The organism is Nocardioides terrae, from assembly GCF_900112345.1.
Lineage (GTDB): Bacteria > Actinomycetota > Actinomycetes > Propionibacteriales > Nocardioidaceae > Nocardioides > Nocardioides terrae.
In genome coordinates this window covers 121896-143820 of the sequence record NZ_FOLB01000006.1, presented here as the reverse complement: position 1 = coordinate 143820, position 21925 = coordinate 121896, and the positions used below count along the sequence as shown (strand labels likewise).

23 protein-coding genes and 2 tRNA genes are annotated in these 21925 nt (G+C 71.1%); 9 read left to right on the top strand and 16 right to left on the bottom strand.

The genetic code is table 11. The features are described from left to right. Nucleotides 1-20: 20 nt before the first annotated feature. A complete protein-coding gene (locus tag BM236_RS10040) occupies nucleotides 21-1403 on the bottom strand; it encodes a UDP-N-acetylmuramoyl-tripeptide--D-alanyl-D-alanine ligase (protein ID WP_091123360.1) in 1383 nt (460 codons plus the stop codon). 51 nt (nucleotides 1404-1454) lie between these two features. Between BM236_RS10040 and BM236_RS10035 the strand changes: the two genes are divergently transcribed. After that, the gene (locus BM236_RS10035; RefSeq protein WP_091123121.1) at nucleotides 1455-2528 is read left to right on the top strand and encodes a trans-sulfuration enzyme family protein; all 1074 of its coding nucleotides are present in this window, start codon (nucleotides 1455-1457) and stop codon (nucleotides 2526-2528) included. Between the two features lie 9 nt (nucleotides 2529-2537). Here BM236_RS10035 and BM236_RS10030 read toward each other — a convergent pair whose 3' ends face one another. Further along, nucleotides 2538-3542, bottom strand: a complete 1005-nt coding sequence (locus tag BM236_RS10030) for an NAD(P)H-dependent glycerol-3-phosphate dehydrogenase (RefSeq protein ID WP_091123119.1) — start codon at nucleotides 3540-3542, stop codon at nucleotides 2538-2540. Next, complete coding sequence (locus BM236_RS10025; protein ID WP_091123117.1) at nucleotides 3539-4297, bottom strand: lysophospholipid acyltransferase family protein; 759 nt, start codon at nucleotides 4295-4297, stop codon at nucleotides 3539-3541. Before BM236_RS10025 ends, BM236_RS10030 begins: the two co-directional genes overlap by 4 nt. 63 nt (nucleotides 4298-4360) lie before the next feature. Between BM236_RS10025 and cofC the strand changes: the two genes are divergently transcribed. Continuing rightward, entirely contained in the window at nucleotides 4361-4996 is a 636-nt protein-coding gene (cofC, locus tag BM236_RS10020; RefSeq protein ID WP_091123358.1) for a 2-phospho-L-lactate guanylyltransferase, read from the top strand. A 70-nt stretch (nucleotides 4997-5066) separates the two neighbouring features. On the opposite strand, the gene BM236_RS10015 is transcribed toward cofC, so the two are convergent. The 3 genes from BM236_RS10015 to leuC form a co-directional block, all read right to left on the bottom strand. Beyond that, nucleotides 5067-5738 (bottom strand): HU family DNA-binding protein, encoded by a 672-nt coding sequence (locus tag BM236_RS10015; RefSeq protein WP_091123115.1) that lies wholly within the window; start codon nucleotides 5736-5738, stop codon nucleotides 5067-5069. 139 nt (nucleotides 5739-5877) lie between these two features. Next, on the bottom strand, nucleotides 5878-6471 hold the full coding sequence (gene leuD / locus BM236_RS10010; protein ID WP_091123112.1) for a 3-isopropylmalate dehydratase small subunit: 594 nt from the start codon (nucleotides 6469-6471) through the stop codon (nucleotides 5878-5880). Nucleotides 6472-6534: 63 nt separating this feature from the next. Continuing rightward, complete coding sequence (gene leuC / locus BM236_RS10005) at nucleotides 6535-7947, bottom strand: 3-isopropylmalate dehydratase large subunit (protein WP_091123110.1); 1413 nt, start codon at nucleotides 7945-7947, stop codon at nucleotides 6535-6537. Between the two features lie 101 nt (nucleotides 7948-8048). Between leuC and BM236_RS10000 the strand changes: the two genes are divergently transcribed. Next, on the top strand, nucleotides 8049-8768 hold the full coding sequence (locus BM236_RS10000) for an IclR family transcriptional regulator (RefSeq protein ID WP_091123107.1): 720 nt from the start codon (nucleotides 8049-8051) through the stop codon (nucleotides 8766-8768). A gap of 236 nt (nucleotides 8769-9004) precedes the next feature. Here the strand turns inward: BM236_RS10000 and BM236_RS09995 are convergent, their stop codons facing one another. From BM236_RS09995 to BM236_RS09985, 3 genes are read right to left on the bottom strand one after another with little or no spacing between them, the layout of a single operon-like run. Then, entirely contained in the window at nucleotides 9005-9547 is a 543-nt protein-coding gene (locus tag BM236_RS09995; RefSeq protein ID WP_091123106.1) for an NUDIX domain-containing protein, read from the bottom strand. A gap of 9 nt (nucleotides 9548-9556) precedes the next feature. Then, complete coding sequence (locus BM236_RS09990; RefSeq protein WP_091123103.1) at nucleotides 9557-10039, bottom strand: methylated-DNA--[protein]-cysteine S-methyltransferase; 483 nt, start codon at nucleotides 10037-10039, stop codon at nucleotides 9557-9559. Beyond that, on the bottom strand, nucleotides 10039-11502 hold the full coding sequence (locus BM236_RS09985; protein WP_091123101.1) for an AlkA N-terminal domain-containing protein: 1464 nt from the start codon (nucleotides 11500-11502) through the stop codon (nucleotides 10039-10041). Before BM236_RS09985 ends, BM236_RS09990 begins: the two co-directional genes overlap by 1 nt. Before the next feature lie 115 nt (nucleotides 11503-11617). On the opposite strand from BM236_RS09985, the gene BM236_RS19230 reads away from it, so the two are divergent. Together BM236_RS19230 and BM236_RS09975 are read left to right on the top strand one after the other, a co-directional pair. Further along, nucleotides 11618-12799 (top strand): LCP family protein, encoded by a 1182-nt coding sequence (locus tag BM236_RS19230; protein WP_217645289.1) that lies wholly within the window; start codon nucleotides 11618-11620, stop codon nucleotides 12797-12799. 61 nt (nucleotides 12800-12860) lie between these two features. After that, complete coding sequence (locus tag BM236_RS09975) at nucleotides 12861-14339, top strand: amino acid permease (RefSeq protein WP_091123096.1); 1479 nt, start codon at nucleotides 12861-12863, stop codon at nucleotides 14337-14339. Nucleotides 14340-14405: 66 nt separating this feature from the next. On the opposite strand, the gene BM236_RS09970 is transcribed toward BM236_RS09975, so the two are convergent. Further along, the gene (locus BM236_RS09970) at nucleotides 14406-15191 is read right to left on the bottom strand and encodes a TetR/AcrR family transcriptional regulator (protein WP_245750246.1); all 786 of its coding nucleotides are present in this window, start codon (nucleotides 15189-15191) and stop codon (nucleotides 14406-14408) included. Between the two features lie 7 nt (nucleotides 15192-15198). On the opposite strand from BM236_RS09970, the gene BM236_RS09965 reads away from it, so the two are divergent. Continuing rightward, entirely contained in the window at nucleotides 15199-15669 is a 471-nt protein-coding gene (locus BM236_RS09965) for an ester cyclase (RefSeq protein WP_217645288.1), read from the top strand. 33 nt (nucleotides 15670-15702) lie between these two features. Here the strand turns inward: BM236_RS09965 and BM236_RS09960 are convergent, their stop codons facing one another. The 6 genes from BM236_RS09960 to BM236_RS09935 form a co-directional block, all read right to left on the bottom strand. Next, a complete protein-coding gene (locus BM236_RS09960; RefSeq protein WP_091123090.1) occupies nucleotides 15703-16182 on the bottom strand; it encodes an FBP domain-containing protein in 480 nt (159 codons plus the stop codon). 164 nt (nucleotides 16183-16346) lie between these two features. After that, a tRNA-Glu gene (locus BM236_RS09955) sits at nucleotides 16347-16419 on the bottom strand. A 91-nt stretch (nucleotides 16420-16510) separates the two neighbouring features. Further along, a tRNA-Gln gene (locus tag BM236_RS09950) sits at nucleotides 16511-16582 on the bottom strand. 55 nt (nucleotides 16583-16637) lie between these two features. Next, nucleotides 16638-17600: a CPBP family intramembrane glutamic endopeptidase gene (locus tag BM236_RS09945; protein WP_091123089.1), complete on the bottom strand. Its 963-nt coding sequence runs from the start codon at nucleotides 17598-17600 to the stop codon at nucleotides 16638-16640. A gap of 11 nt (nucleotides 17601-17611) precedes the next feature. Beyond that, nucleotides 17612-19075, bottom strand: coding sequence for a glutamate--tRNA ligase (gene gltX, locus BM236_RS09940; protein ID WP_425434195.1), 1464 nt, complete (start codon nucleotides 19073-19075; stop codon nucleotides 17612-17614). A gap of 19 nt (nucleotides 19076-19094) precedes the next feature. Further along, a complete protein-coding gene (locus tag BM236_RS09935; protein WP_091123086.1) occupies nucleotides 19095-19919 on the bottom strand; it encodes a fumarylacetoacetate hydrolase family protein in 825 nt (274 codons plus the stop codon). 32 nt (nucleotides 19920-19951) lie between these two features. Between BM236_RS09935 and BM236_RS19360 the strand changes: the two genes are divergently transcribed. The 3 genes from BM236_RS19360 to BM236_RS09920 all read left to right on the top strand — a co-directional run bounded on the left by BM236_RS19360 (nucleotide 19952) and on the right by BM236_RS09920 (nucleotide 21921). Next, entirely contained in the window at nucleotides 19952-20989 is a 1038-nt protein-coding gene (locus tag BM236_RS19360; RefSeq protein WP_245750245.1) for a 3-methyladenine DNA glycosylase, read from the top strand. 71 nt (nucleotides 20990-21060) lie between these two features. Continuing rightward, on the top strand, nucleotides 21061-21201 hold the full coding sequence (locus BM236_RS18970) for a hypothetical protein (RefSeq protein WP_175507631.1): 141 nt from the start codon (nucleotides 21061-21063) through the stop codon (nucleotides 21199-21201). A gap of 213 nt (nucleotides 21202-21414) precedes the next feature. Further along, nucleotides 21415-21921, top strand: a complete 507-nt coding sequence (locus tag BM236_RS09920) for a GNAT family N-acetyltransferase (RefSeq protein WP_091123352.1) — start codon at nucleotides 21415-21417, stop codon at nucleotides 21919-21921. Nucleotides 21922-21925 lie beyond the last annotated feature (4 nt).

Below are 21925 nucleotides of genomic sequence, written 5' to 3'. Positions count from 1 at the left end.
GAGCCTAGATGATGGCCCGCTCACTCCAGGGCAGCGGCCACCTCGTCGAGGCGCGCCCCGCGCGAGGCCTTCACGAGGATCGCGTCGCCCGCGGCGACGTTGTCGCGCAGCCAGGCGATCGCCGCGGCGTTGTCGTCGACGAACGTGCTGAGCGGTCCCGCGCCCGCCGCGATGCCACGAGCCGCGTCGCCGACCACCAGCACGTGGTCGACACCGCTCTGCGCGGCGTAGCCGCCGACCGTCTCGTGCTCGGCCGCACCGGCCTCGCCCAGCTCGCGCATCTCGCCCAGGACGGCGATCGTGCGGCGGACGTCGGCGTCGACCCCGATCGAGGCCAGCGCGTCGAGGGCGGCCCGCATGGAGTCGGGGTTGGCGTTGTAGGAGTCGTTGAGGAGGAGGACGCCGCTCGGGAGCTCGCGCAGCTCCATCCGCCACTGCGAGAGCGTCTCGACGCCGGCGAGGGCCTGGCCGATCTCGGCCGGGGCGAGCCCGGCCGTGAACGCTGCGGCGGCAGCGGCGGCCGCGTTGAGCGCCTGGTGCGCCCCGACCAGCCGCAGGCCCACGGGGACGCTGCCGGCCGGGGTGGCCAGGATGAACGACGGACGGCCGAGACGATCCAGCGTCAGCCCCTCGACGCGTACGTCGGCCGCCTCCCCCGTCCCGAAGGCGACGACCGGCCTGTCGGTGAGGCGAGCCATCGCGGCGACCCGCCGGTCCTCCGCGTTGAGGACCGCCGTGCCGCCGGGCGCCAGGCCCTGGACGAGCTCGCCCTTCGCCTCCGCGATCGCCTCCTGCGACCCGAACTCGCCCAGGTGCGCCTGCCCGACGTTGAGCACGACGGCGATGTCCGGGGCGACCAGCGCGGTCAGCTCGGCGATGTGGCCCTTGCCGCGGGCGCCCAGCTCGAGCACGAGGAAGCGGGTGTCCGGCTCGACCTGCAGGGCGGTCAGCGGCATCCCCAGCTCGTTGTTGAACGAGCCCCGGGTGGCGACGGTCCGCGCCGCGCTGCCGAGCACCGCGCCGAGCAGGTCCTTGGTCGACGTCTTGCCCTGCGAGCCCGTGATCCCGACGACGGTCAGCCGGCCCTGCGCGCGCACCTGCGCGACGACGTACGCGGCGAGTCGCTGCAGCGCGAGCCGGGCGTCCTCAACGACGACGGTCGGCAGGGCGGTCGGGCGGCTGCCGAGCACCGCGACGGCGCCGTTCTCGCCGGCCTGGGCGGCATGGTCGTGGCCGTCGACACGCTCGCCGGCGAACGCCACGAACAGGCTGCCCGGTGCCGCCTCGCGACCGTCGATGACGACCGGGCCGTCGATCGTGACGGGTTCGTTCTCCGCCGCGACCTCCCCTGCGATCCGGCCCCCGACGACCTCGGCGATCCGGTCCAGCGTCAGCGCGATCATGCGGTCATCCCGGTCGTCCCACTCACGGAGGATCACCCTAGTCTGGGCACCATGGCCGAGACTCCGAAGCCCAGCACCCTGCGCCCCTCGACGGTGGCCGTCCACGCGGGGCGCCCGCCGCACGAGCCCGACCAGCCGTTGAACGTGCCGATCACCCTGACGTCGACCTACGTCGCCGGTGGGGACAAGGAGTACGGCCGCTACACCAACGACGCGTGGGTCGCCTTCGAGGACACCCTCGGCGCGCTGGAGGGCGGCAAGGCGCTGGCCTTCTCCAGCGGGCAGGCGGCGACGGCGACCCTGCTCGACCTGGTGGACCAGGACAGCGTGGTCGTGGCCGGGCAGGCCTACCTCGGCACGATCGGCCAGCTCGCCGACCGTGAGTCGCGCGGGCGGGTCAAGACCCGACTCGTCGACGTGAGCGACACCGCCGCCGTGCTCGAGGCCATCGACGAGGACACCGCGTTGCTGTGGCTGGAGTCGCCGACCAACCCCGGCATGCAGGTGGCCGATCTGCCCACCCTGATCGCGGCGGCCCACGAGGTCGGCGCGCGGGTCGTGGTCGACAACACCTTCGCCACGCCGATCCTGCAGCGTCCCCTCGAGCTCGGCGCCGACGTCGTGCTGCACTCGGTCACGAAGTACCTCGCCGGTCACTCCGACGTCGTCATGGGCGCCCTCGTGGTCTCCGACCCGGCGCTGTGGGACGTCCTCAAGGGCCGCCGCGACCTGTACGGCGCCATCCCCGGTCCGTTCGAGGCCTGGCTCGCCCTGCGCGGGCTGCGCACGCTGCCGCTGCGCATCGAGCGCGCGTCGGCCAGCGCCGCCGAGCTGGCTCGCCGGCTGGAGGCACACCCCGCGGTCAGCGAGGTGCGCTACCCCGGCATGGGCGCGATGCTGGCCGTCGTACTGCCCACCGCCGAGCAGGCCGAGCTGCTCACCCACAGCACGCTGCTGTGGGTGCACGCCACCTCGCTCGGCGGCGTGGAGTCGACCTTCGAGCGCCGCCGCCGCTGGAGCGGCGAGTCGCCCGACGTCCCCGAGGGCCTGGTGCGGGTCTCTGTCGGCATCGAGGACGTCGACGACCTGTGGAGCGACCTGCTCCAGGCCCTCGACAAGCTCTGACGACTCGGCTCAGTCGGTCTCGGCCTTGGTCGGGCGGCCGAGCATCTCGTCCATCATCTGGTCGGCGCTGATCCGGCCGGCGACCAGGTCGTCGACGTACTGCGCGAGAGGGACGTCGACGTCGTTGCGCGCGGCGAGCTCGCGCAGCGAGTGGCACGACTTCACGCCCTCGGCGACCTGGCGGGTCTGGGCGACGATCTCGTCGACCGACATGCCGCGGCCGAGCTTCTCGCCGAAGGTCCGGTTGCGCGACAGCGGTGAGGAGCAGGTGGCGACGAGGTCGCCGAGGCCGGCCAGGCCCATCAGGGTCAGCGGGTTCGCGCCCAGCTTGGTCGCGAGACGGGCGGTCTCGGCCAGGCCGCGCGTGATGACCGAGGCACGCGTGTTGTCGCCGAAGCCGAGGCCGGCGGCCATGCCGGCGGCGATGCCGACGACGTTCTTGTAGGCGCCGCCGATCTCGCAGCCGATGACGTCGGTGGAGGTGTAGGGCCGGAACGCCGGGCTGTGCACGCGGCCCTGGAGCATCTGCGCGACGCCCTCGTCGGTGCAGGCGACGACGCCCGCGGCCGGCTCGCGGCGGGCGATCTCCGGCGAGAGGTTGGGGCCGCTGACGACGGCGATGCGGTCCGGACCGGCGCCGGTGACCTCGGCGATCACCTCGCTCATCCGGGCGAGGGTGCCGAGCTCGACGCCCTTCATGAGCGAGACGAGGACGGCCCGATCGGGGACGAACGGCGCCCACTCGACGAGGTTGTCACGCAGCGTCTGGGACGGGGTGGCGAGCACGACCACGTCGGCGTCGTGCACGGCCTTCTCGACGTCGTGCGTCGCGGAGATGGCCGGCGGCAGCTGGACGCCGGGGTGGTAGTCGGCGTTCTCGTGGCGCTCGTTGATCCGGTCGGCGACCTCCTCCCGCCGCGCCCAGATCGTGACGTCGTTGCCGGCGTCGGCGAGCACGATGGAGAAGGCGGTCCCCCACGAGCCGGCGCCGAAGACGGCGACCTTGCCCGTCACTTCTTGCGCTTCTTGTTCGGGTTGCCGGTGGAGCTGACCCCGGCCTTGCGCGGGTCGAACAGCTCGGCCGGCCGCGGCTCACCGCGGACCTCGGCGACGAGGTCGACGATCGCGTTCATGATCCGGCCGGTCGCCTCGGCCACCACCTTGGTGGTCGGCTCCTCCGCGAGCAGGTCGGACAGGTCGACGGGGTCGCCGACCTTCATCCGGACGGTCTTGCGCGGGAACGGGTGCGGCTTGGCGGAGTAGGCGGGCAGCAGCTCCTGGGCGCCCCACTGCCCGACCGGGATGACGGGGGCACCGGTGGCGAGCGCGATGCGGGCGGCGCCCGACTTGCCGACCATCGGCCAGCCGGCCGGGTCCTTGGTGATGGACCCCTCGACGTAGACGACGACGAGCTCACCGGCGTTGACCGCCTTGACCGCCTCGTCGAACGCGCGCGCGCCGGCCGCGGAACGCTCGACCGGGATCTGGCCGGCGGCCCGCAGGAACCGACCGAGGTACTTGTTCTTGAACAGCCCCGCCTTCGCGAGGTAACGCGACTGACGGCCGTAGTCCCACGTGATGTGGGCCGCCGTGAGCGGGTCGATGTGGGAGATGTGGTTCAGCGCGAGGATGCAGCCGCCGGTCTCCGGAATCTTGTCGCCGCCGTCCCAGTCCTGCTTCGTCGTCGCCAGGAGGGTGGGCTTCACGATGGACACCGCTATCCACCACGCCCAGCCGCGCTTGTGCTTCAGGTTCCGGTACTTGCCCACGAGGAAGGAGGCTACCGGTCCCCGCGGCGATCATGACGTCGGTCACCTGGGAAGATCGTGGTGATGTCCACGCACGTCGTCCTGCTCCCCGTGAAGCCGCCCGCGCGCGGCAAGTCCCGCCTGACCGTCTTCTCCGGTCTCCCCGACGAGGTACGCCGACGGCTGGCCGAGGCCTTCGCGTTGGACACGGCCGAGGCCTGCCTGTCGGCGTCGTCGGTCGGTGCCGTCCTCGTCGTCACCGACGACGCGGGATTCTCCGCGCGGCTGCAGGCGCTGGGGTGCGCCGCGATCCCCGACGGTGTCTCCGACGACCTCAACGCCACCCTGGTGCAGGCGGCCGCGGAGGCACGCCGGCGCTGGCCGGACCTGGTCCCGGTCGCACTGACCGGTGACCTGCCGGCGCTGCGCGCAGCCGACCTCGACGCGGCCCTCGCGTCGGTCCCGGCCGGCAGCCCGGCGTACGTCTCGGACGCGGAGGGCGTGGGCACGACGCTCTACACGGCCGACGCCGCGCGGTTCGACCCGCACTTCGGCGAGGGCTCGAGCCGGGCGCACGAGAGCGCCGGCGCTCGAGCCGTGGCCGGCGAGCTCGCCTCCCTGCGCCGTGACGTCGACTCCGTCGCCGACCTGAACCACGCGATCACGCTCGGTCTCGGCCCGCGAACGGCAGCGGTGGTCGAGGGGCTCGCCCTGTCGTGACCGCCTGAGATGAGCCGAACGGGCCGCCCCCGGAGGAAACGGCCCGTTCGAGGCCCGTTCGAGGAGGGCGTCAGGAGGTCTTCTTGGCGGCCGACCTGGTCGCCGTCTTCTTGGCCGGGGCCTTCTTCGCCGCCGACGACTTGGTCGCCGTCTTGGCCGCCGCCGACGTGGTGGTCGACGTCTTCGCCGGCGCCGCCTTCGTGGTCGACGTCTTCTTGGCCGCCGTCGACTTGGTGGTCGATGTCTTCGCAGCCGTCGACTTGGCCGGGGCCTTCGCGGCGGTGGACTTCTCCGTCACCTTCTTGGACGGAGCCGACTTGGTGGTGGTGGTCTTCTTCGCCGCTGTCGTCTGCTTGACCGGCGCGGGCTTGCTGGCGGCCACCTTGGCCGGCGCGGCGCCGGTGCTCCTGGCGGCGGCCGCCCGCTTGCCGGGCAGGGACGGGAGGGAGAGCTTCGGGAGCTTCTTCACGCCGGACACCACGTTCTTGAGGTCGGCCCCGGCGTTGAACTTCGGGACGAAGGTCTTCTTCGTCTTGATCTGCTCACCGGTCCGCGGGTTGCGGACGAGTCGCGCGGGCCGGACCCTCTTCTCGAAGGACCCGAAGCCGGTGATGGCGACCTTCTCGCCCCGGGCGACCTCGCGAGTGATGGTGTCGAGCACTGACTCCAGCGCATGCGCTGCGGCCTTCTTGTTGCCGTCGAACCGCGCCGCAAGCGCGTCGACGAGCTGGGACTTGTTCACGATCGGCCTCTCCTCAACAACCTCGAGAGCCGGGCTCGCTGCCCGACGTGGTAGTTCGCACGCTAGTGACGACGGCGGCCCACCGACACCACCTCGGGCGTGTCACCTGCGAAATTCCCCGGCGACGGGGAGGCAGAGGTCAGAGCGTCGCGGGCTTCCACGCCGGGCGGGTGCTCTCGTAGGACTCGATGTCGGCCTCGTGGGAGAGGGTGATGCCGATGTCGTCGAAGCCGTTGAGCAGCCGCCACTTGGTGTAGGGGTCGATGTCGAAGGAGTCGATGACCGACCCGTCCGCACTCGAGACCGTCTGCGCCTCGAGGTCGACGGTGATCCGGCCACCCGGGTTGTCGTCGAGGTAGTCCCAGAGCCTCTGGACGACCTTCTCGTCGACCTGTGCCGCGACCAGGCCGGCCTTGCCGGAGTTGCCGCGGAAGATGTCGGCGAAGCGCGAGGAGATGACGACCTTGAAGCCGTAGTTCTGCAGCGCCCAGACGGCGTGCTCGCGCGAGGAGCCGGTGCCGAAGTCGGGGCCGGCGACCAGCACCGTGCCGTCCTGGTAGATGTCCTGGTTGAGGACGAAGTCCGGATCGTTGCGCCAGGCCGCGAAGAGGCCGTCCTCGAATCCGGAGCGGGTCACCCTCTTGAGGTAGACCGCCGGGATGATCTGGTCGGTGTCGACGTTGCTGCGCTTGAGCGGGACGCCGACGCCGGTGTGGGTCGTGAACTTGTCCATCAGTGTTCCTTTCGATCCGTGGTCTCGAGGCTGGCCTGGCGGCCCTCCTCGACCAGCGGCGGATCAGGCGAAGGCCGGCTCGAGGTCGGCGGGGGCGGAGAGGGTGCCGCGCACCGCCGTCGCGGCGGCCACCGGCACGGAGACGAGGTGGGTGCGGCCGCCCTTGCCCTGGCGCCCCTCGAAGTTGCGGTTGGAGGTGGAAGCCGAGCGCTCGCCCGGCGCGAGGGTGTCGGGGTTCATGCCCAGGCACATGGAGCACCCGGCGCCGCGCCACTCGGCACCGGCCTCGATGAAGACCTGGTCCAGGCCCTCCTCCTGGGCCTGCAGGCGCACCTTGACCGAGCCGGGGACCACGAGCAGTCGGGTGCCCTCGGCGACTTTGTGGCCCTTGATGGTCTCGGCGGCGAGGCGCAGGTCTTCGATGCGGCCGTTGGTGCACGAGCCGATGAAGACGGTGTCGACCTTGATCTCGCGCAGCGGCGTTCCCGCCTCCAGACCCATGTAGGTCAGCGCCTTCTCGGCCGCGACCCGGTCCTGCTCATCGGCGAAGTCGGCCGGGTTCGGCACGCTCGCGCCCAGCGGGGCACCCTGACCCGGGTTGGTGCCCCAGGTGACGAACGGGGTGACCTCGGCCGCGTCGAGCACGATCTCCTGGTCGAAGACGGCGTCGTCGTCGGTGACCAACGTCCTCCAGTGCGCCACGGCGGCGTCCCAGTCGGCGCCCTTCGGCGCCTCGGGCTTGTCCTGGATGTAGGCGAACGTCGTCTCGTCCGGGCCGATGAGGCCGGCCTTGGCGCCCCACTCGATCGACATGTTGCAGACGGTCATCCGGCCCTCCATGGAGAGCTCGCGGATCGCCTGGCCGCGGTACTCCACGATGTAGCCCTGGCCGCCGCCGGTGCCCGTCTTCGAGATCAGCGTGAGGATGAGGTCCTTGGCGGTGACACCGGCCGGCAGGCTCCCGTTGACGGTCACGGCCATCGTCCTCGGCTTGGCCTGCGGCAGCGTCTGGGTGGCCAGGACGTGCTCGACCTCGGACGTGCCGATGCCGAAGGCGATCGCACCGAAGGCGCCGTGCGTGCTGGTGTGCGAGTCGCCGCACACGATCGTCATGCCCGGCTGGGTCAGCCCGAGCTGCGGGCCGACGACGTGCACGATGCCCTGGTTCTCGTCACCGAGCGGGTGCAGCCGTACGCCGAACTCGGCGGCGTTCTTGCGCAGCGTCTCGACCTGCGTCCGGCTGACCGGGTCCGCGATCGGCTTGTCCCAGTCGACGGTCGGGACGTTGTGGTCCTCGGTCGCGAGGGTGAGGTCCGGCCGGCGCATCGTGCGGCCGGCGAGACGGAGGCCGTCGAAGGCCTGCGGGCTGGTCACCTCATGGATGAGGTGGAGGTCGATGTAGAGCAGGTCCGGCTCACCGGGGGTCGACCGGACGACGTGCTCGTCCCACACCTTCTCCGACAGCGTCCTACCCATGACATCTCCTCCGAACGTCGCGGTCGCCGTCGACCGCCCTTCAAGCGTGCGTCCGAAAGCCTACGCTTGCATCCCAGAAGGTGAGACATTAATCTTGCATTATGGACAACGGCAGTGGTGTGGGCGTTCTCGACAAGGCGGCTCTGGTGCTGACCGCGCTGGAGTCGGGTCCGGCGACGCTCGCCGGTCTCGTCTCCGCCACCGGACTGGCCCGGCCGACGGCACACCGCCTCGCCGTCGCCCTCGAGCACCATCGTCTCGTGGCCCGCGACATGCAGGGCCGTTTCGTGCTCGGGCCGCGGCTCGCCGAGCTCTCCGCCGCTGCGGGTGAGGACCGCCTGCTGGCCACGGCCGGGCCGGTGCTCGCCCGGCTGCGCGACATCACCGGCGAGTCCGCTCAGCTGTGGCGCCGCCAGGGCGAGTCCCGCGTCTGCGTCGCCGCCGCGGAGCGCCCCTCCGGCCTGCGCGACACCATCCCGGTCGGCTCCCAGCTGACGATGCGCGCCGGCTCCGCCGCCCAGGTCCTGCTGGCGTGGGAGGACCCCGAGCGGATGCACCGCGGCCTGCAGAACGCCGCCTTCTCCGCTGCGGCCCTCTCCGGCATCCGCCGACGCGGCTGGGCCCAGTCGGTCGGCGAGCGCGAGGCGGGCGTCGCGTCGGTCTCGGCGCCGGTCCGCTCCCCCGGCGGCAAGGTCATCGCCGCCGTGTCGGTCTCCGGGCCCCTCGAGCGGCTCTCCCGCCAGCCCGGCCGGATGCATGCCCCCGCGGTCCTCGCCGCCGCCGAGCGGCTCTCCGAGTCGCTGCGCCGCGCCGCCGAGTAGCCGCGAGGAGTCAATCCCTCAGCATCGAGGGGTCAATCCCTCACGCCCGAGGAGTCATTCCCACAGCATCGAAGGGTCTATCCCTCACGCCCGAGGAGTCATTCCCTGAGGCCCGGGGGGCGATCCAGACGATTCGACTTCCCGGATAGCGAGAGATCGACCCCTCGACAGCGACGGATTGACCCCTCGGTGCTGAGGGATTGACCCCTCGGTGCTGAGGGATTGACCCCTCGGCGTCAGGGGAGCTTGCCGAGGGCGACGGCGGCGTAGAGGAGCGAGGCCAGCGTCTCGCCGTCGACGATCTCGCCGCGGCCGACCATCTCCATCAGCGAGCCCCACGGCAGCAGCTCGACGCCGATGATCCCCTCCTCGAGCATCTCCTCGCCCCCGGCGAGGCTGAGCCCTTGGGCGAGGTAGACATAGCCCGGGGCGTGTGCGACGCCGTTGAGCGAGAACACCTCGCCGAGCAGCCGCCAGTCGGAGGCGGCGTACCCGGTCTCCTCACGCAGCTCCCGGCGGGCCGCGACGAGCGGGTCCTCGCCGTCGCTGCCGCCGGCCGGGACCTCGAGCGTCTCGCGGCCCATCGTGTAGCGGTACATCCGCGCGAGGACGACCTCGTCGGCGTCGGTGACCGGCACGACGAACACCGCCGGGTTGCGCACCTCGACGACGCCGTAGATGCCGTCGGCGCCGTCCGGCCGGACCACCTCGTCCTCACGGACACGGATCCAGGGGTTCTCGTAGGAGGTGCGGGACGAGGTGGTCTGCCAGGGGTTCACCCGCCCAGGCTAGAAGAGCGAGTCGGTCTCCAGACTGAGCAGGAGCTGCTTGCGGTCGAGGCCGCCCGCATAGCCGGTCAGCGATCCGTTGGCCCCGATGACCCGGTGGCACGGGATCACGATCGGGATCGGGTTGCGGCCGTTGGCCAGGCCGACGGCGCGCGCGGCCGACCAGGCGGTCATGCCGAGCCGGTGGGCGACCTCGCCGTACGTCGCCGTCTCGCCGAACCCGATGTGGCACAGCTGGCCCCACACCCGGAGCTGGAACGGCGTGCCCTCGGGCTTCAGCGGCAGGTCGAAGTCGGTGAGCGTGCCGGCGAAGTAGGCGTGCAGCTGGCGCGCGCACTCCTTGAGCACCGGGGTGTCGTCGGCGCGGTCGCCGAGCGGGCGGCCGGTGTCGTCGCGGAACGGTGAGAACTCGATGGCGCTGATCGCGCCGTCGTGCTCCACGAGTCGCAGCTCGCCGATGGGCGAGTCGATGGCGGTCCACATCAGAGGTCCTCCAGGTCCAGGTCGAGGCTGTGCCACAGGTGCATGAGGGCGTAGGAGCGCCAGGGGCGCCACGCCGCGGGGTCCGGGGCTGGGTCGGCGCCGAGCCGGTCGAGCGCGCGGCGCACGCCGATATCGGTCGGCAGGAAGACGTCGGGGTCGCCGAGGGCGCGCATCGCGACGTAGTCGGCCGTCCACGGCCCGATGCCGGGCAGAGCCAGCATCCGGGTGCGTACGTCGGCCCGGTCGGCGCCACGGTCGAGCGCGAGCCGCCCGTCGGCGAGCGCCGCCGCGAGCCCGGCGATCGCTCGTCCGCGCGAGCGCGGCATTGGCAGGGTCGCGGGGTCGACCTCGGCGAGCACCGACGCGCGCGGGAAGAGATGGGTGAGCCCCTCGATCCCGGTCTCGACGGGTGTTCCGTGGGTCGAGACGAGCCGGCCGAGGACGGTGCAGGCGCCGAGAACGCTCACCTGTTGTCCGACGACGGTGCGGACCGCCAGCTCGTCGCCGTCGACGTGTCCGGCGACGCGGAGCCCCGGCGTGCGGCGGACCAGCGGCCCGAGCACGGGGTCGAGGCCGAGTTGCTCGCCGACCGCGACCGGGTCGCAGTCGGCGTCGAGCAGGCGGCGGGCGCGCTCCACCGCCGCGCCGGTGTCGCGCAGGTCGGTGAGCCGGAAGGTCGCGTGCACGAACGCCGTCTCGCCGACGTCGAGCGCGTCGGCCAGGTCGAGCCGGACGGCGCCGGGCCCGTGCGGGAGGTCGAGCGTGCGGGCGTACCAGCCCTCGCCCGAGGTCTCGACGCCCGCCACCGCGTGCCCTGCCAGGAAGGCCAGCAGCGCGCGGCCGGCGAACGGGGTCCGCACCGCCAGCCGCATCGTGACGGCCCCCGGCTGGGGGTCGGCGCCGCCGCGGCGCCCCCGGAGGTCGGTCGGGCTCGCGGCGTAGACCTCCCGCACCGTGTCGTTGAACTGCCGCACGCTGGCGAACCCGGCGGCGAACGCGACGTCGGCGAAGCCGAGCGAGGTGGTCTCGATGAGCACCCGCGCGGTCTGGGCGCGACGGGCGCGGGCCAGCGCCAGCGGGCCGGCTCCCAGCTCGGCGACGAGCAGTCGGCTCAGGTGGCGCGGCGTGTAGCCGACCCGCCGGGCCAGGCCCTCGACCCCCTCGCGGTCGACCACACCGTCGGCGATCAGCCGCATCGCCCGCCCGGCCACGGTTCCGGCGACGTCCCACTCGGGGCTGCCAGGCGTGGCGTCCGGCAGGCAGCGCTTGCACGCTCGGTAGCCGGCCGCCTGGGCGCTCGCCGCGCTCGGATGGAAGGTGACGTTGCCGAAGGCCGGGGTCCGTGCCGGGCACGAAGGGCGGCAGTAGATCCCGGTCGTCCGGACCGCCGTGTAGAACGCGCCATCGAAGCGACGGTCGCGGCTCTGCACGGCCCGGTAGCACGCCTGCGGATCGAATGACATGCCCCCATCCTCCCCCATGCCATCGACACCTTCTGGCGGAATTCGGACACCACCGTGCACCCGCGTCGGGCGCCATCTCCTTCCGCCGACGGCCCGGTGCTGTCAGGATCCGCTCATGCCACCGACCGCGGTCCTCCATGCTCGCCGGACCGTGTTGGTCGTGATCCTGAGCGCGCTCGTCGTGCTCGCCGTGCTCACCGCGACCACGACGGTGCTGGCCTACCGTCACCTCGACGGCCGGCTGCAGGTGGGGACCGCGATCAAGCACTCGACGAAGAAAGCCAAGGAGCCCAAGGCGCCGCTCAACATCCTGCTGTTGGGCATCGACAGCCGCGACTGCGAGGGCTGTGACATCGACACCGAGAGCGGCAAGGGCGGGTCCGACACGACGATCCTCCTGCACGTCGCGGCGGACCGCCGGTCGGCGTACGGCATCTCCATCCCGCGTGACGCCCTCGTCGACCGACCCTCCTGCACGACGGCGGACGGCGAGCAGACCGAGCCGGCGACGTTGGCCATGTGGAACGACGCCTACGCGATCGGCGGGGCCGCCTGCACGGCGCAGCAGGTCGAGGCGCTGACGGGCATCTACGTCGACCACTACCTCACCCTCAACTTCGCCGGGTTCATCAAGATGGTCGACGCCGTCCAGGGCGTCACGGTCTGCATCCCGGAGGACATCGACGACACCGACCATCACATCCACTTCGACAAGGGCGACCAGACCCTGACCGGGCGCAAGGCCCTCGACTACGTGCGCGAGCGCTACTCCACGGCCAACTCCGACATCGGCCGGATGAAGCGGCAACAGGCCTTCCTCGCCTCACTGATCAACAAGGTCTTCTCCGCCCAGACGCTCAGCCAGCCGGCACGGCTCTACCAGTTCGCCGACGCGCTGACCGGCTCGATCACGACCGATCCGGACATCGACGGCCTCGGCTCGCTGGTCAAGCTCGCCCGGCAGCTGCGCCACGCCGACCTGCAGCACATCCAGTTCGTCACGGTGCCCAACGAGCCCTACCCGAACGACGGCGAGCACCGCGGCCGGGTGCGGATCCTGCCGAGCTCGAAGCGGCTGTGGCAGCAGGTCGCTGCCGACCGCCCGCTCGGCAAGGGCTTCAGCGGCGACGCGATCAACGCCGGGGCGCCGCCCAATGCCACCGGTACGCCGACCCCGACCGGCTCGCCGAGCGGGTCGGCCAGCGGCGCACCCAGCAGCACACCCAGCGGTTCGCCGACCTCCACGCCGACCGGGCCGTCCGCCGAGGAGGCGGCCGCCAACGGGCTCTGCGCCTGAGCGCTCGACCCGCTCGGCGCCGGCCGTGCGTGTGGCCTCGTTGCTCCGGGTAAGGACGGGTGTGGACCTGACCCGAACGAAGTCCGTCGACGAGATCCTGGCGACCAGCGCCGAGCTGCCGGAGGACGACTCCAACCACCTCCAGCGACGGCTGGGACCCGTCGACCTGATGAGCTTCGGGATCGGCATCGTCATCGGCACCGGCATCTTCACGCTGACCGGGGTCGCGGCGAAGAACTACGCCGGCCCTGCCGTGATGCTGTCCTTCGTGCTGGCCGGTGTGGTCAGCCTCCTGGCCGCGCTCTGCTACGCCGAGCTGGCCGCCTCCGTCCCGACGGCCGGCTCGGCCTACACCTACGCCTACGCGACGATCGGCGAGGTCTTCGCCTGGATCATCGGCTGGGACCTGATCCTCGAGTTCGCGCTGGGCGCGGCGGTCGTCGCGCGCGGGTGGGCGGGCTACCTCGCCAGCCTCTCCGACGCTGTGCCGACCAGCCTGTTCGGCGAGTCGGCTCCGGTCGACGTCGGTGCGGTGCTCATCGTCCTGGTGCTCGGCGCCGTGGCGTGGGTGGGCATCCGCGAGTCGACCTGGCTGACCAACATCCTCGTCGTGATCAAGGTGACCGTGTGCGTCTTCGTGATCGTCGTCGGCGCCTTCTACGTCAAGACCGCCAACTGGCACCCCTACATCCCGCCGGGCCGGGCGCCGGAGGAGGCCACGAACGGCCTGACCCAGCCGCTCTGGCAGGCGGTGGTCGGAGTCGAGCCGTCGATCTTCGGCATGGCCGGGGTCCTCTCCGCCGCGGCCATCGTGTTCTTCTCCTACACCGGCTTCGAGGCGGTGGCGAACCTCGGGGAGGAGACCCGCCGGCCGCAGCGCGACCTGCCGATCGGGCTGCTCGGCTCCCTCGCCATCTGCACGGTGCTTTACGTCGGGGTGTCGGCCGTCCTGACCGGCATGGTGGACTTCCGCCACCTCGACGAGGGCGCCCCGATCTCGGAGGCGTTCAAGACCGTCGGCCTCGGCTGGGCCGCGTCGCTCATCAGCCTCGCCGCGATGTGCGGGCTGACCTCGGTGATTCTCGTCGACATCGTGACCATGTCGCGGATCGGCTTCGCGATGGCCCGCGACGGACTCCTGCCGACCAAGCTGGCGAGGCTGCACCCCCGGTTCGGCACGCCGAGCGTGATCACGCTCGTCGTCGTTGCGCTCGTGGCGGTGCTGGCCGCCTTCATCCCGCTCGCCGACCTCGCCGAGATGGTGAGCATCGGCACGCTCTTCGCGTTCACGGTCGTCTCGCTCGCCGTACCGATCCTGCGGCGGACGCGCTCGGACCTGCAGCGGCCCTTCCGCACGCCCCTGGTGCCCGTGCTCCCGATCGTCTCGGCGGTGCTCTGCGTGGCGCTGATGGCGAACCTCGCCATCGAGACGTGGCTGCGGTTCGTCGTCTGGCTGGTCATCGGGATCGCCATCTACCTCGGCTACGGCGCGCGCAACGCTCGCCGGACCCGGCCGGGCGAGGACGCCGTCCTCCGCTGACGCCGGCTCGTGGCGCACCGTCCACCGGTTGGCACTGTTCGCCCTTCACGGTGATCCTTCGCCGGGTCACGGGCAGAGTGCGTTCGTGATGGCAGAACTCAGCCACTGCCGGTAGTGGTTCAAGGACCATCCGCGCAGGAGCACCAGCCGTTCGTAGTGGTCGATCGCGAGGTAGTTCCACAGCAGGTCGCGGACCTCGTCCCGGTCGAGGTCGTCGCGCAGCTGCCCGGTCTCCAGCAGCTGTTCGCCGAACATCTCCATGCCGGTGAGGCCCTCGGCGAGAAGCTGGTCCCAGACCGGGACCAGGGCCTCGTCGACATGCCGACCGTCTCGAACCATGATCTGCACCTTGGCCGACCGTTCCAGGCGTTGGACGAGACCATCGACGAACATCGCGATCTTGCCGCGCACGTCGTGCTCGGCCCTGATCGCGAGCATCCCGGGACGCTCACGGATCGGTACCGGTTCGTCGTCGCCCGCCAGGGCGAGGTCGAACACCGCCTTGGCGAGGACGGCTTTGCTGCCGAACGCCTTGTACACCGTCTCGGGGGACACCTCAGCGGCCGCTGCGACGCTCGCGATGGTGGTGGCCCGGAAGCCGTCACGCTCGAACAGGTCCCGGGCAGCCCGCACCACGCGGTGCCGTCGCGAGCGGGCGACCTCTCGGCGGCCCGACGCGTCGTAGGACCTCTTGACGGTGTGCACGTCGACCTCCACACTTTCAATACAGACGCACTGTAGCGAAAGGACGGCTCCGCCCATGTCCGACGTATCTTCCGGCGTGTCGGCGACGCCCAGGGCTACCCGCCCTGGCGTCCCATTCGACCCGATCGCGATCGCCGTACGCAGCATCCACGCGATGTCCCGCGGCGAGCGCGACGAGTTCGACGTCCTCTACTGCCCGACCGCGCGGGACCGGGAGAACCCGATCCAGCCCCCGAGCTCTCGGGTCCCGGGCCCCGACTGCTTCTGGTCGACCGCGCAATGGCTCCGCGCGGCGTTCGCCGGCCTTCACTACGACGTCCACCATGCGGCCGTCGCCGGGGACCTGGTGGCGGTCAACTCGACGATGAAGGGCCGCCACACGGCGCCCTGGGTGGTATACGCCGCGTCAGGCGAGGTCGACACCGTCTTCCCGCCGACAGGGAAGGAGTTCGCCGCCACCCAATCCCACTGGTTCCGGCTCGAGGACGGTCGTATCTGCGAACACTGGGCCAACAGGGACGACCTCGGCATGGCCAAGCAGCTGGGCTGGGTGCCACCCAGCTTCTGGTACCTCATCCGCATGCAGGTCGGGAAACGTCAGGCTCGACGGAACCACGCAGGTTGAGCTGCGCCGCCTGGCCCTGTCGACGCCCCGCCCTCAGCCGAGCACCCTCGTGACGAAGGTGTCGAGGTTTGCCACGAGCCGCGCGATCTTCTCCTCCACGCTGAGTCGCTCCTCCATGACGACGGTGCCGTTGCTCCGCTTGTTGCGGACGTAGAGAGAGCAGTCGAGGTCGGCGCAGATGTAGGTCCCGACCGAGTCGCCGCGTTGCCCGGCCCGGCCCGCTCGCGGCGCCACCATCAGCGTCACGGACCCTACGGTCAAGCACAGGTCGCACATCGTCTTGCGCGCGCGCCGGCCCGCCTCCGAGACCCGCAGGGCGATCGCGCGGGTCTGCCCAGCACGATCGGTGACCAGGTAGGTCCGTCCCGGTGCCTTCGGATCCTGCCAACCGAGGTAGTCGAGCTCCTGCCAGGCCCGTTCCTCCAGGTCGGCTGGCAGGTTGACGCGCGCCGCGGCCCCCTTGCTGAGGTTCACGAAGGCGGCGCGGATCTGCGGCTCGGAGAGCGGACTCATGGATCGGAATGGTACGGACACGACGCTGCGCGGACCGGGGCCAGGTCATGGCTGAACGACCCCCGGAAGGATCGCCCCGCGGTTTGAACCAGGAACGAGGGGCCGGCGCAGCGAGAAGAGCCCCTGGCCAGCGTCTCCGCTGATCAGGGGCTCTTGTCGGTGTGTACCCCCGACCGGATTCGAACCGGCGCTACCTGCGTGAGAGGCAGGCGTGCTAGGCCGCTACACAACGGGGGCTTCGTCTCTCGGACTCGTGTCCTCAAGACTCGCAGAACCTTAGCCGTGGCTTCGTTTCTGCTCCAAATCCGCACGTCTCCGTGCGGATCCGCTGGCCTACTAGGACTCGAACCTAGAATAACTGGACCAGAACCAGTCGTGTTGCCAATTACACCATAGGCCATCGACTTTGGAGTCGATCGGCTCTTCCGCCGAGGCGTCCGAACCGAGATGGAACCCTACACGGCCGGGGTTTGGCCGACCAAAACGATAGGGCCCTCCGCCGGCTCGGCGGTCGTCCTCGTCGCGATGCCGAGCTTGCGGGCGGCGTACGTCACGAGCCCGAGGTAGACGAGGGACTGGGTCAGCGTGGTCGGGATCATCCACCAGCTCCCGCCCTCGGCGTTGAGCGCGTCGGTCATGTCGCCGAACGCCAACGCCAGCCCGAAGGCGAGGAAGTTGTTGAGGACGTGCATCGCGATGCCCGCCTCGAGTCCGCCCGTCGCCATCACCAGGACACCGGCGACCAGGCCGAAGGCGAACCGGTCGAAGAAGACCGGGACGTCCTGCGCGCCGTGGGCGAGAGCGAAGAGCAGGGCGGGGATCACGACCGCGACCCAGCGCCGCCGGAAGAGCCCTCCGACGGCCTGGGTCAGGTAGCCGCGGAAGGCGTACTCCTCCCCCGCCGCCTGCAACGGGGTCAGGAACACGATCACGAGCAGGAAGGCCAGCGTGGTCGGGGTGAAGTCGTTGAGCTGCCCGCCCATGTCGTCGGTGTCCCCGGCCGCGGGCAGCAACGCCGAGACGAGGAGGGTGGCGACGAGGGCGATGACGGAGATCCCGAGGCAGACCAGCAGCCAGCCCCACCGGATCCGGCCGACCACCGACGCCAGCCAGCCGGGCCGCAGCCAGCCGTGCAGGACGTAGGTCAGGATCATGACCATCGGGATGGTCGAGGCGAGGGCCAGGTTGAGGAAGGCCAGCGACCCCGGCGTGACGACGTGTCCGGCCAGCCGGTCCATCGCCTGGTCGGTCGAGTCGCCCTGGGCGACGAAGCCGGCCGCGAAGAGACCCAGCAGCACCAGGGGGAAGAACGTGAAGCCGAGGAAGTTCAGGGTCAGCACGAACACGCCGACGAGCGCGCGCCACCAGCTGGTGACACCGCCCTTGTGCAGCTCCTGGTAGCCCAGTCCGGCGCGCATCGGCCGGCCCGTCAGGAGAGTGCCGACTGCAGGCGGCCCAGGCCGCGGTCACGCCCGAGCAGCTCGAGGGACTCGAAGAGCGGTGGGCTGATCCGCTTGCCCGTCACCGCGACGCGGACGGCACCGAAGGCCACCCGCGGCTTGAGTCCCATCTCCTCGACCAGCGCAGCGGTCAGCGCGTCGCTGATCCGAGCGGCCGACCACGGCTCGACGCGGGCCAGGGCGTCGTACGCCGCCCGGAGGACCGCCTGGCCCTCGTCGGTGTCGACCAGCTTGGCCCGGTCGGCCTCGTCGAGGGCGAAGTCCTGCTCGGCGACGAAGAGGAACCCGAGCATCCTGGAGGCCTCGGTCAGCTTGTTGATCCGCTCGGCGACGAACGGCATCGCCAGCTCGAGCAGCTGCTGGTCGGCCGGGCTGACCGGGTCGGTGAGGACGCCGTCGCGCTTGAGGTAGGGCAGCGCCCGGTGCGTGATCTCGTCAGTGGAGAGCAGCCGCATGTGCGAGGCGTTGATCGCCTCGGCCTTCTTGATGTCGAAGCGCGCGGGGTTCGGGTTGACGTCCTTGATGTCGAACTTCTCGACCATCTCCTCGAGGGAGAAGACGTCGCGGTCGGCCGCGATCGACCAGCCGAGGAGCGCCAGGTAGTTGAGCAGGCCTTCCGGGAGGAAGCCCTGGTCGCGGTAGGCGAGCGCGTGTGCCTCGGGGTCGCGCTTGGACAGCTTCTTGTTGCCCTCGCCCATGACGTAAGGCAGGTGCCCGAACTCGGGGGTCAGCTTCGCGATGCCGAGCTCCTTGAGCGCCTCGTAGAGCGCGAGCTGGCGCGGAGTGCTCGAGAGCAGGTCCTCGCCGCGGAGCACGTGGGTGATCTCCATGAGCGCGTCGTCGACGGGGTTGACCAGCGTGTAGAGCGGGTCGCCGTTGGCGCGGCACAGCGCGAAGTCGGGGACGTACTGCGTCTCGAAGGTCACCTCGCCGCGGACCAGGTCGTCCCAGGTGATGGAGCCGTCGGGCATCCGGAACCGGGCGATCGGCCGGCGGCCCTCCGCTATGAACGCAGCGACCTGGTCGTCGGTGAGGTCGCGGCAGAAGCCGTCGTACCCCATCACCTTGGAGCCGCTCTCGAGCCGGCGGGCGGCGACCTCGTCGGTGGTGCAGTAGCAGTCGTAGGCGAAGCGGCTCTCGCGGAGCCGGGCCAGCGCGTCGGCGTACACCTCGCTGCGCTCGCTCTGGAAGTACGGCGCGTGCGGGCCGCCGACCTCGGGGCCCTCGTCCCAGTCGAGCGCGAGCCAGCGCATCAGGTCGATGATCGAGTCGTAGGACTCCTGGGTGCTGCGCTCCTTGTCGGTGTCCTCGATGCGGAAGACGAACGTGCCGCCGTGGTGCCGCGCGAACGCCCAGTTGAAGAGCGCCGTCCTCACCAGGCCGACGTGCGGGGAGCCGGTGGGGCTGGGGGCCATGCGGACGCGGACGGTCACTGGTGCACTCACTTCTGGTTCAGGACTTCTTGGTCACGGGGTTGGTCAGGGCGCCCAGCCGGGGCGAGGCCACCTCGACCTCGTCGCCCGGCTCCATCGGGCCGACGCCAGCGGGCGTTCCGGTGAGGATGACGTCACCGGGGAGCAGGGTCATCGCGGCGCTGACGTGCGCGATGATCCGCGGGATGTCGAAGATCAGGTCGGCGGTGCTGCCGTCCTGCTTCAGATCACCCTGGAGGTAGGTCTTGAGGTCGATGCCGGCCTTGATCTCGTCGAGGGTCAGCTCGGTCTCGATCCACGGGCCGAGCGGGCAGAACGTGTCGAAACCCTTCGCGCGGCTCCACTGCTTGTCCTTGACCTGCAGGTCACGAGCGCTGACGTCGTTGGCGAGCGTGTAGCCGAAGATCACGTCGGCGGCCTTCTCGGCCGGGACGTCCTTGCAGATGCGGCCGATGACGACGGCGAGCTCGCCCTCGAAGTGCAGGTTCTCGGTCTGCGGCGGGTAGACGATGGCGTCGCCCGGCCCGATCACGCTGGTGTTGGGCTTGAGGAAGAACAGCGGCTCCTCGGGAGCCTCGCCCCCGGTGACGCCCTTCATCTCGGCGACGTGGTCGGCGTAGTTCTTGCCGATCGCCACGACCTTGCTGCGCGGGATGACCGGCGCGAGCAGCTTCGCGTCCTTGAACGCGACCGCCTGGTCGCTCGGCTTCAGACCGACGTAGAGCGGGTCGCCGGCCAGGACGAGGATCTGCGCATCCTCCTCGGGCTGGCCGAACTGGTCGAGCTCACCGGCGATGACGCCGTACTGGGGGTCTCCGCCGGTCGTGAATCTCGCGATGCGCACCCGCTGAGCCTATCGACCTACCCTTGGTGGCCGTGGAGGTGCTGTCACGCGAGGAGTGGGAGACACGGGCCGCGTCACACCGCGCCCGGCTCGCGCCGTACGTCGACCCGCACCTCGCCCGTCGGGCGGCCGGGGTCAAGCACCCCGTGCACGACTTCCTCTTCACCTACTACTCCCAGCGACCCGCGCAGCTGCTGCGCTGGCACCCGGGCTTCGGCGTGGCGCTCGCCGACGCCGATCCGTATGCGTCGCTCAAGGGCTACGCACCCGTCCCACCCGGTCTCGATACGCCCTCGCCCAGCGGCTCGGGCTACTCGACCAGCGAGGCTGTCGGTGGTCGAGTAGCGAGCGCCAGCGAGGCTGTCGGTGGTCGAGTAGCGAGCGCCAGCGAGGCTGTCGGTGGTCGAGTAGCGAGCGCCAGCGAGCGTATCGAGACCCCGACCGTCGCCGTCTCCCCGACCTACCTCGCCACCCAGCGCGTCCTGCTCGAGACGCTCCTCCGGCTGCTCCGCGCGACCGCGGCCCGGCCGGGCAACTTCGGCTGCTTCGGGATGCACGAGTGGGCGATGGTCTATCGCGCCGACGCCACCCGCCACGCGGTCCCGCTCCGCCTCGGCGGGCCGGCGACCGACACGGTGGTCGAGTCGCACCGGGTCGCCTGCTCGCACTTCGACGCGTTCCGGTTCTTCACGCCGGACGCCGTGCCGCTCAACGCGCTCTCGCCCTCCTCGACGGATCGCGAGGTGTTCGAGCAGCCGGGCTGCCTGCACGGCGGGATGGACCTCTACAAGCACGCGTTCCGGCTGACGCCGCTGATCCCGTCCGACCTCGCCGCCGACGCCTTCGAGCTCGCCTGGGACATCCGGATCCTCGACATGAGAGCGGCCCCGTACGACATGTCCGGCGTCGTCCTCGATCCGACCGGCGAGCCGTGGACGCCCGTCGAGGTCGAGACGCCCGACGGCAAGCGCGAGTACGCGGACCTCCAGCGTCGTCACTCGGAGCGCGCCGCTCCCCTCCGGCAGCGGCTGATCGAGGAGTGCGAGCGGCTGCTGGCCGTCAGCGACTGACGATGGCCGTCAGCGGGGGCGGAGCAGTACCCTTTCCTCCCACGTCGGGCGAACAGCAGGGAGACTGACGCATGCTGAGGTTTGTTCTCTTGGGTCTGGCCATCCTGCTGCTGCTCGTCCTCATCTGGTGGAGCGCCGGCCGCGCCGACGACGGACCCGGTGGTGAGCAGTACCGCAAGGCCCGCCAGCGAGGCGGCGGCTGGCTGGGCTGACCGCCCGCGCGCTCCACCGCCGACGGTTCCACTGAGCCAGGACGCGAGAGATACGCTGACGCCACGCGGCGTCGCGTGTTCCTCGTCCTCGGCACGGACTCTTCGACCGACCTCGGCACGGCCGCTGAGCAGCAGGATGGTCGTCCGGGGAGCCGGCGAGCGACCATCCTGCTGTTGAGCACGTCCGATGGCCGGACCGGCACAATCGTCGGCGTGACCGACTCCCGCATCCGCCGCATCGCCCGGGCCGACGTACCTGCCGCCGTCGCCCTCGTCCACGAGCTCGCCGCCTACGAGCGGGAGCCGGAGTCCTGCCGGTTGACCGAGGAGCAGCTCTCCCGAGCGCTCTTCGGGCCGGACCCGAAGCTCTTCGGCCACGTCGCGACGGACGCGGACGGAGCCGTCGCCGGTGTCGCGCTGTGGTTCCTGAACTTCTCCACCTGGCGCGGGGAGCACGGGCTCTACCTCGAGGACCTCTTCGTGCGGCCCGACCAGCGGGGCGGCGGTCTCGGCAGGGCCCTCCTGACCGCGCTGGCCGAGGAGTGCCTCGCCCAGGGCTACGAGCGGCTGGAGTGGGTGGTCCTGGACTGGAACGAGCCGGCGATCGGGTTCTACCGCTCGCTCGGCGCCGTCGCGATGGACGACTGGACGGTCAACCGCCTCACCGGGGAGGCGCTCCAGGCGCTCGGAGCGGCGGCCGCGACGGCCGGGCGCGGCTGACCGC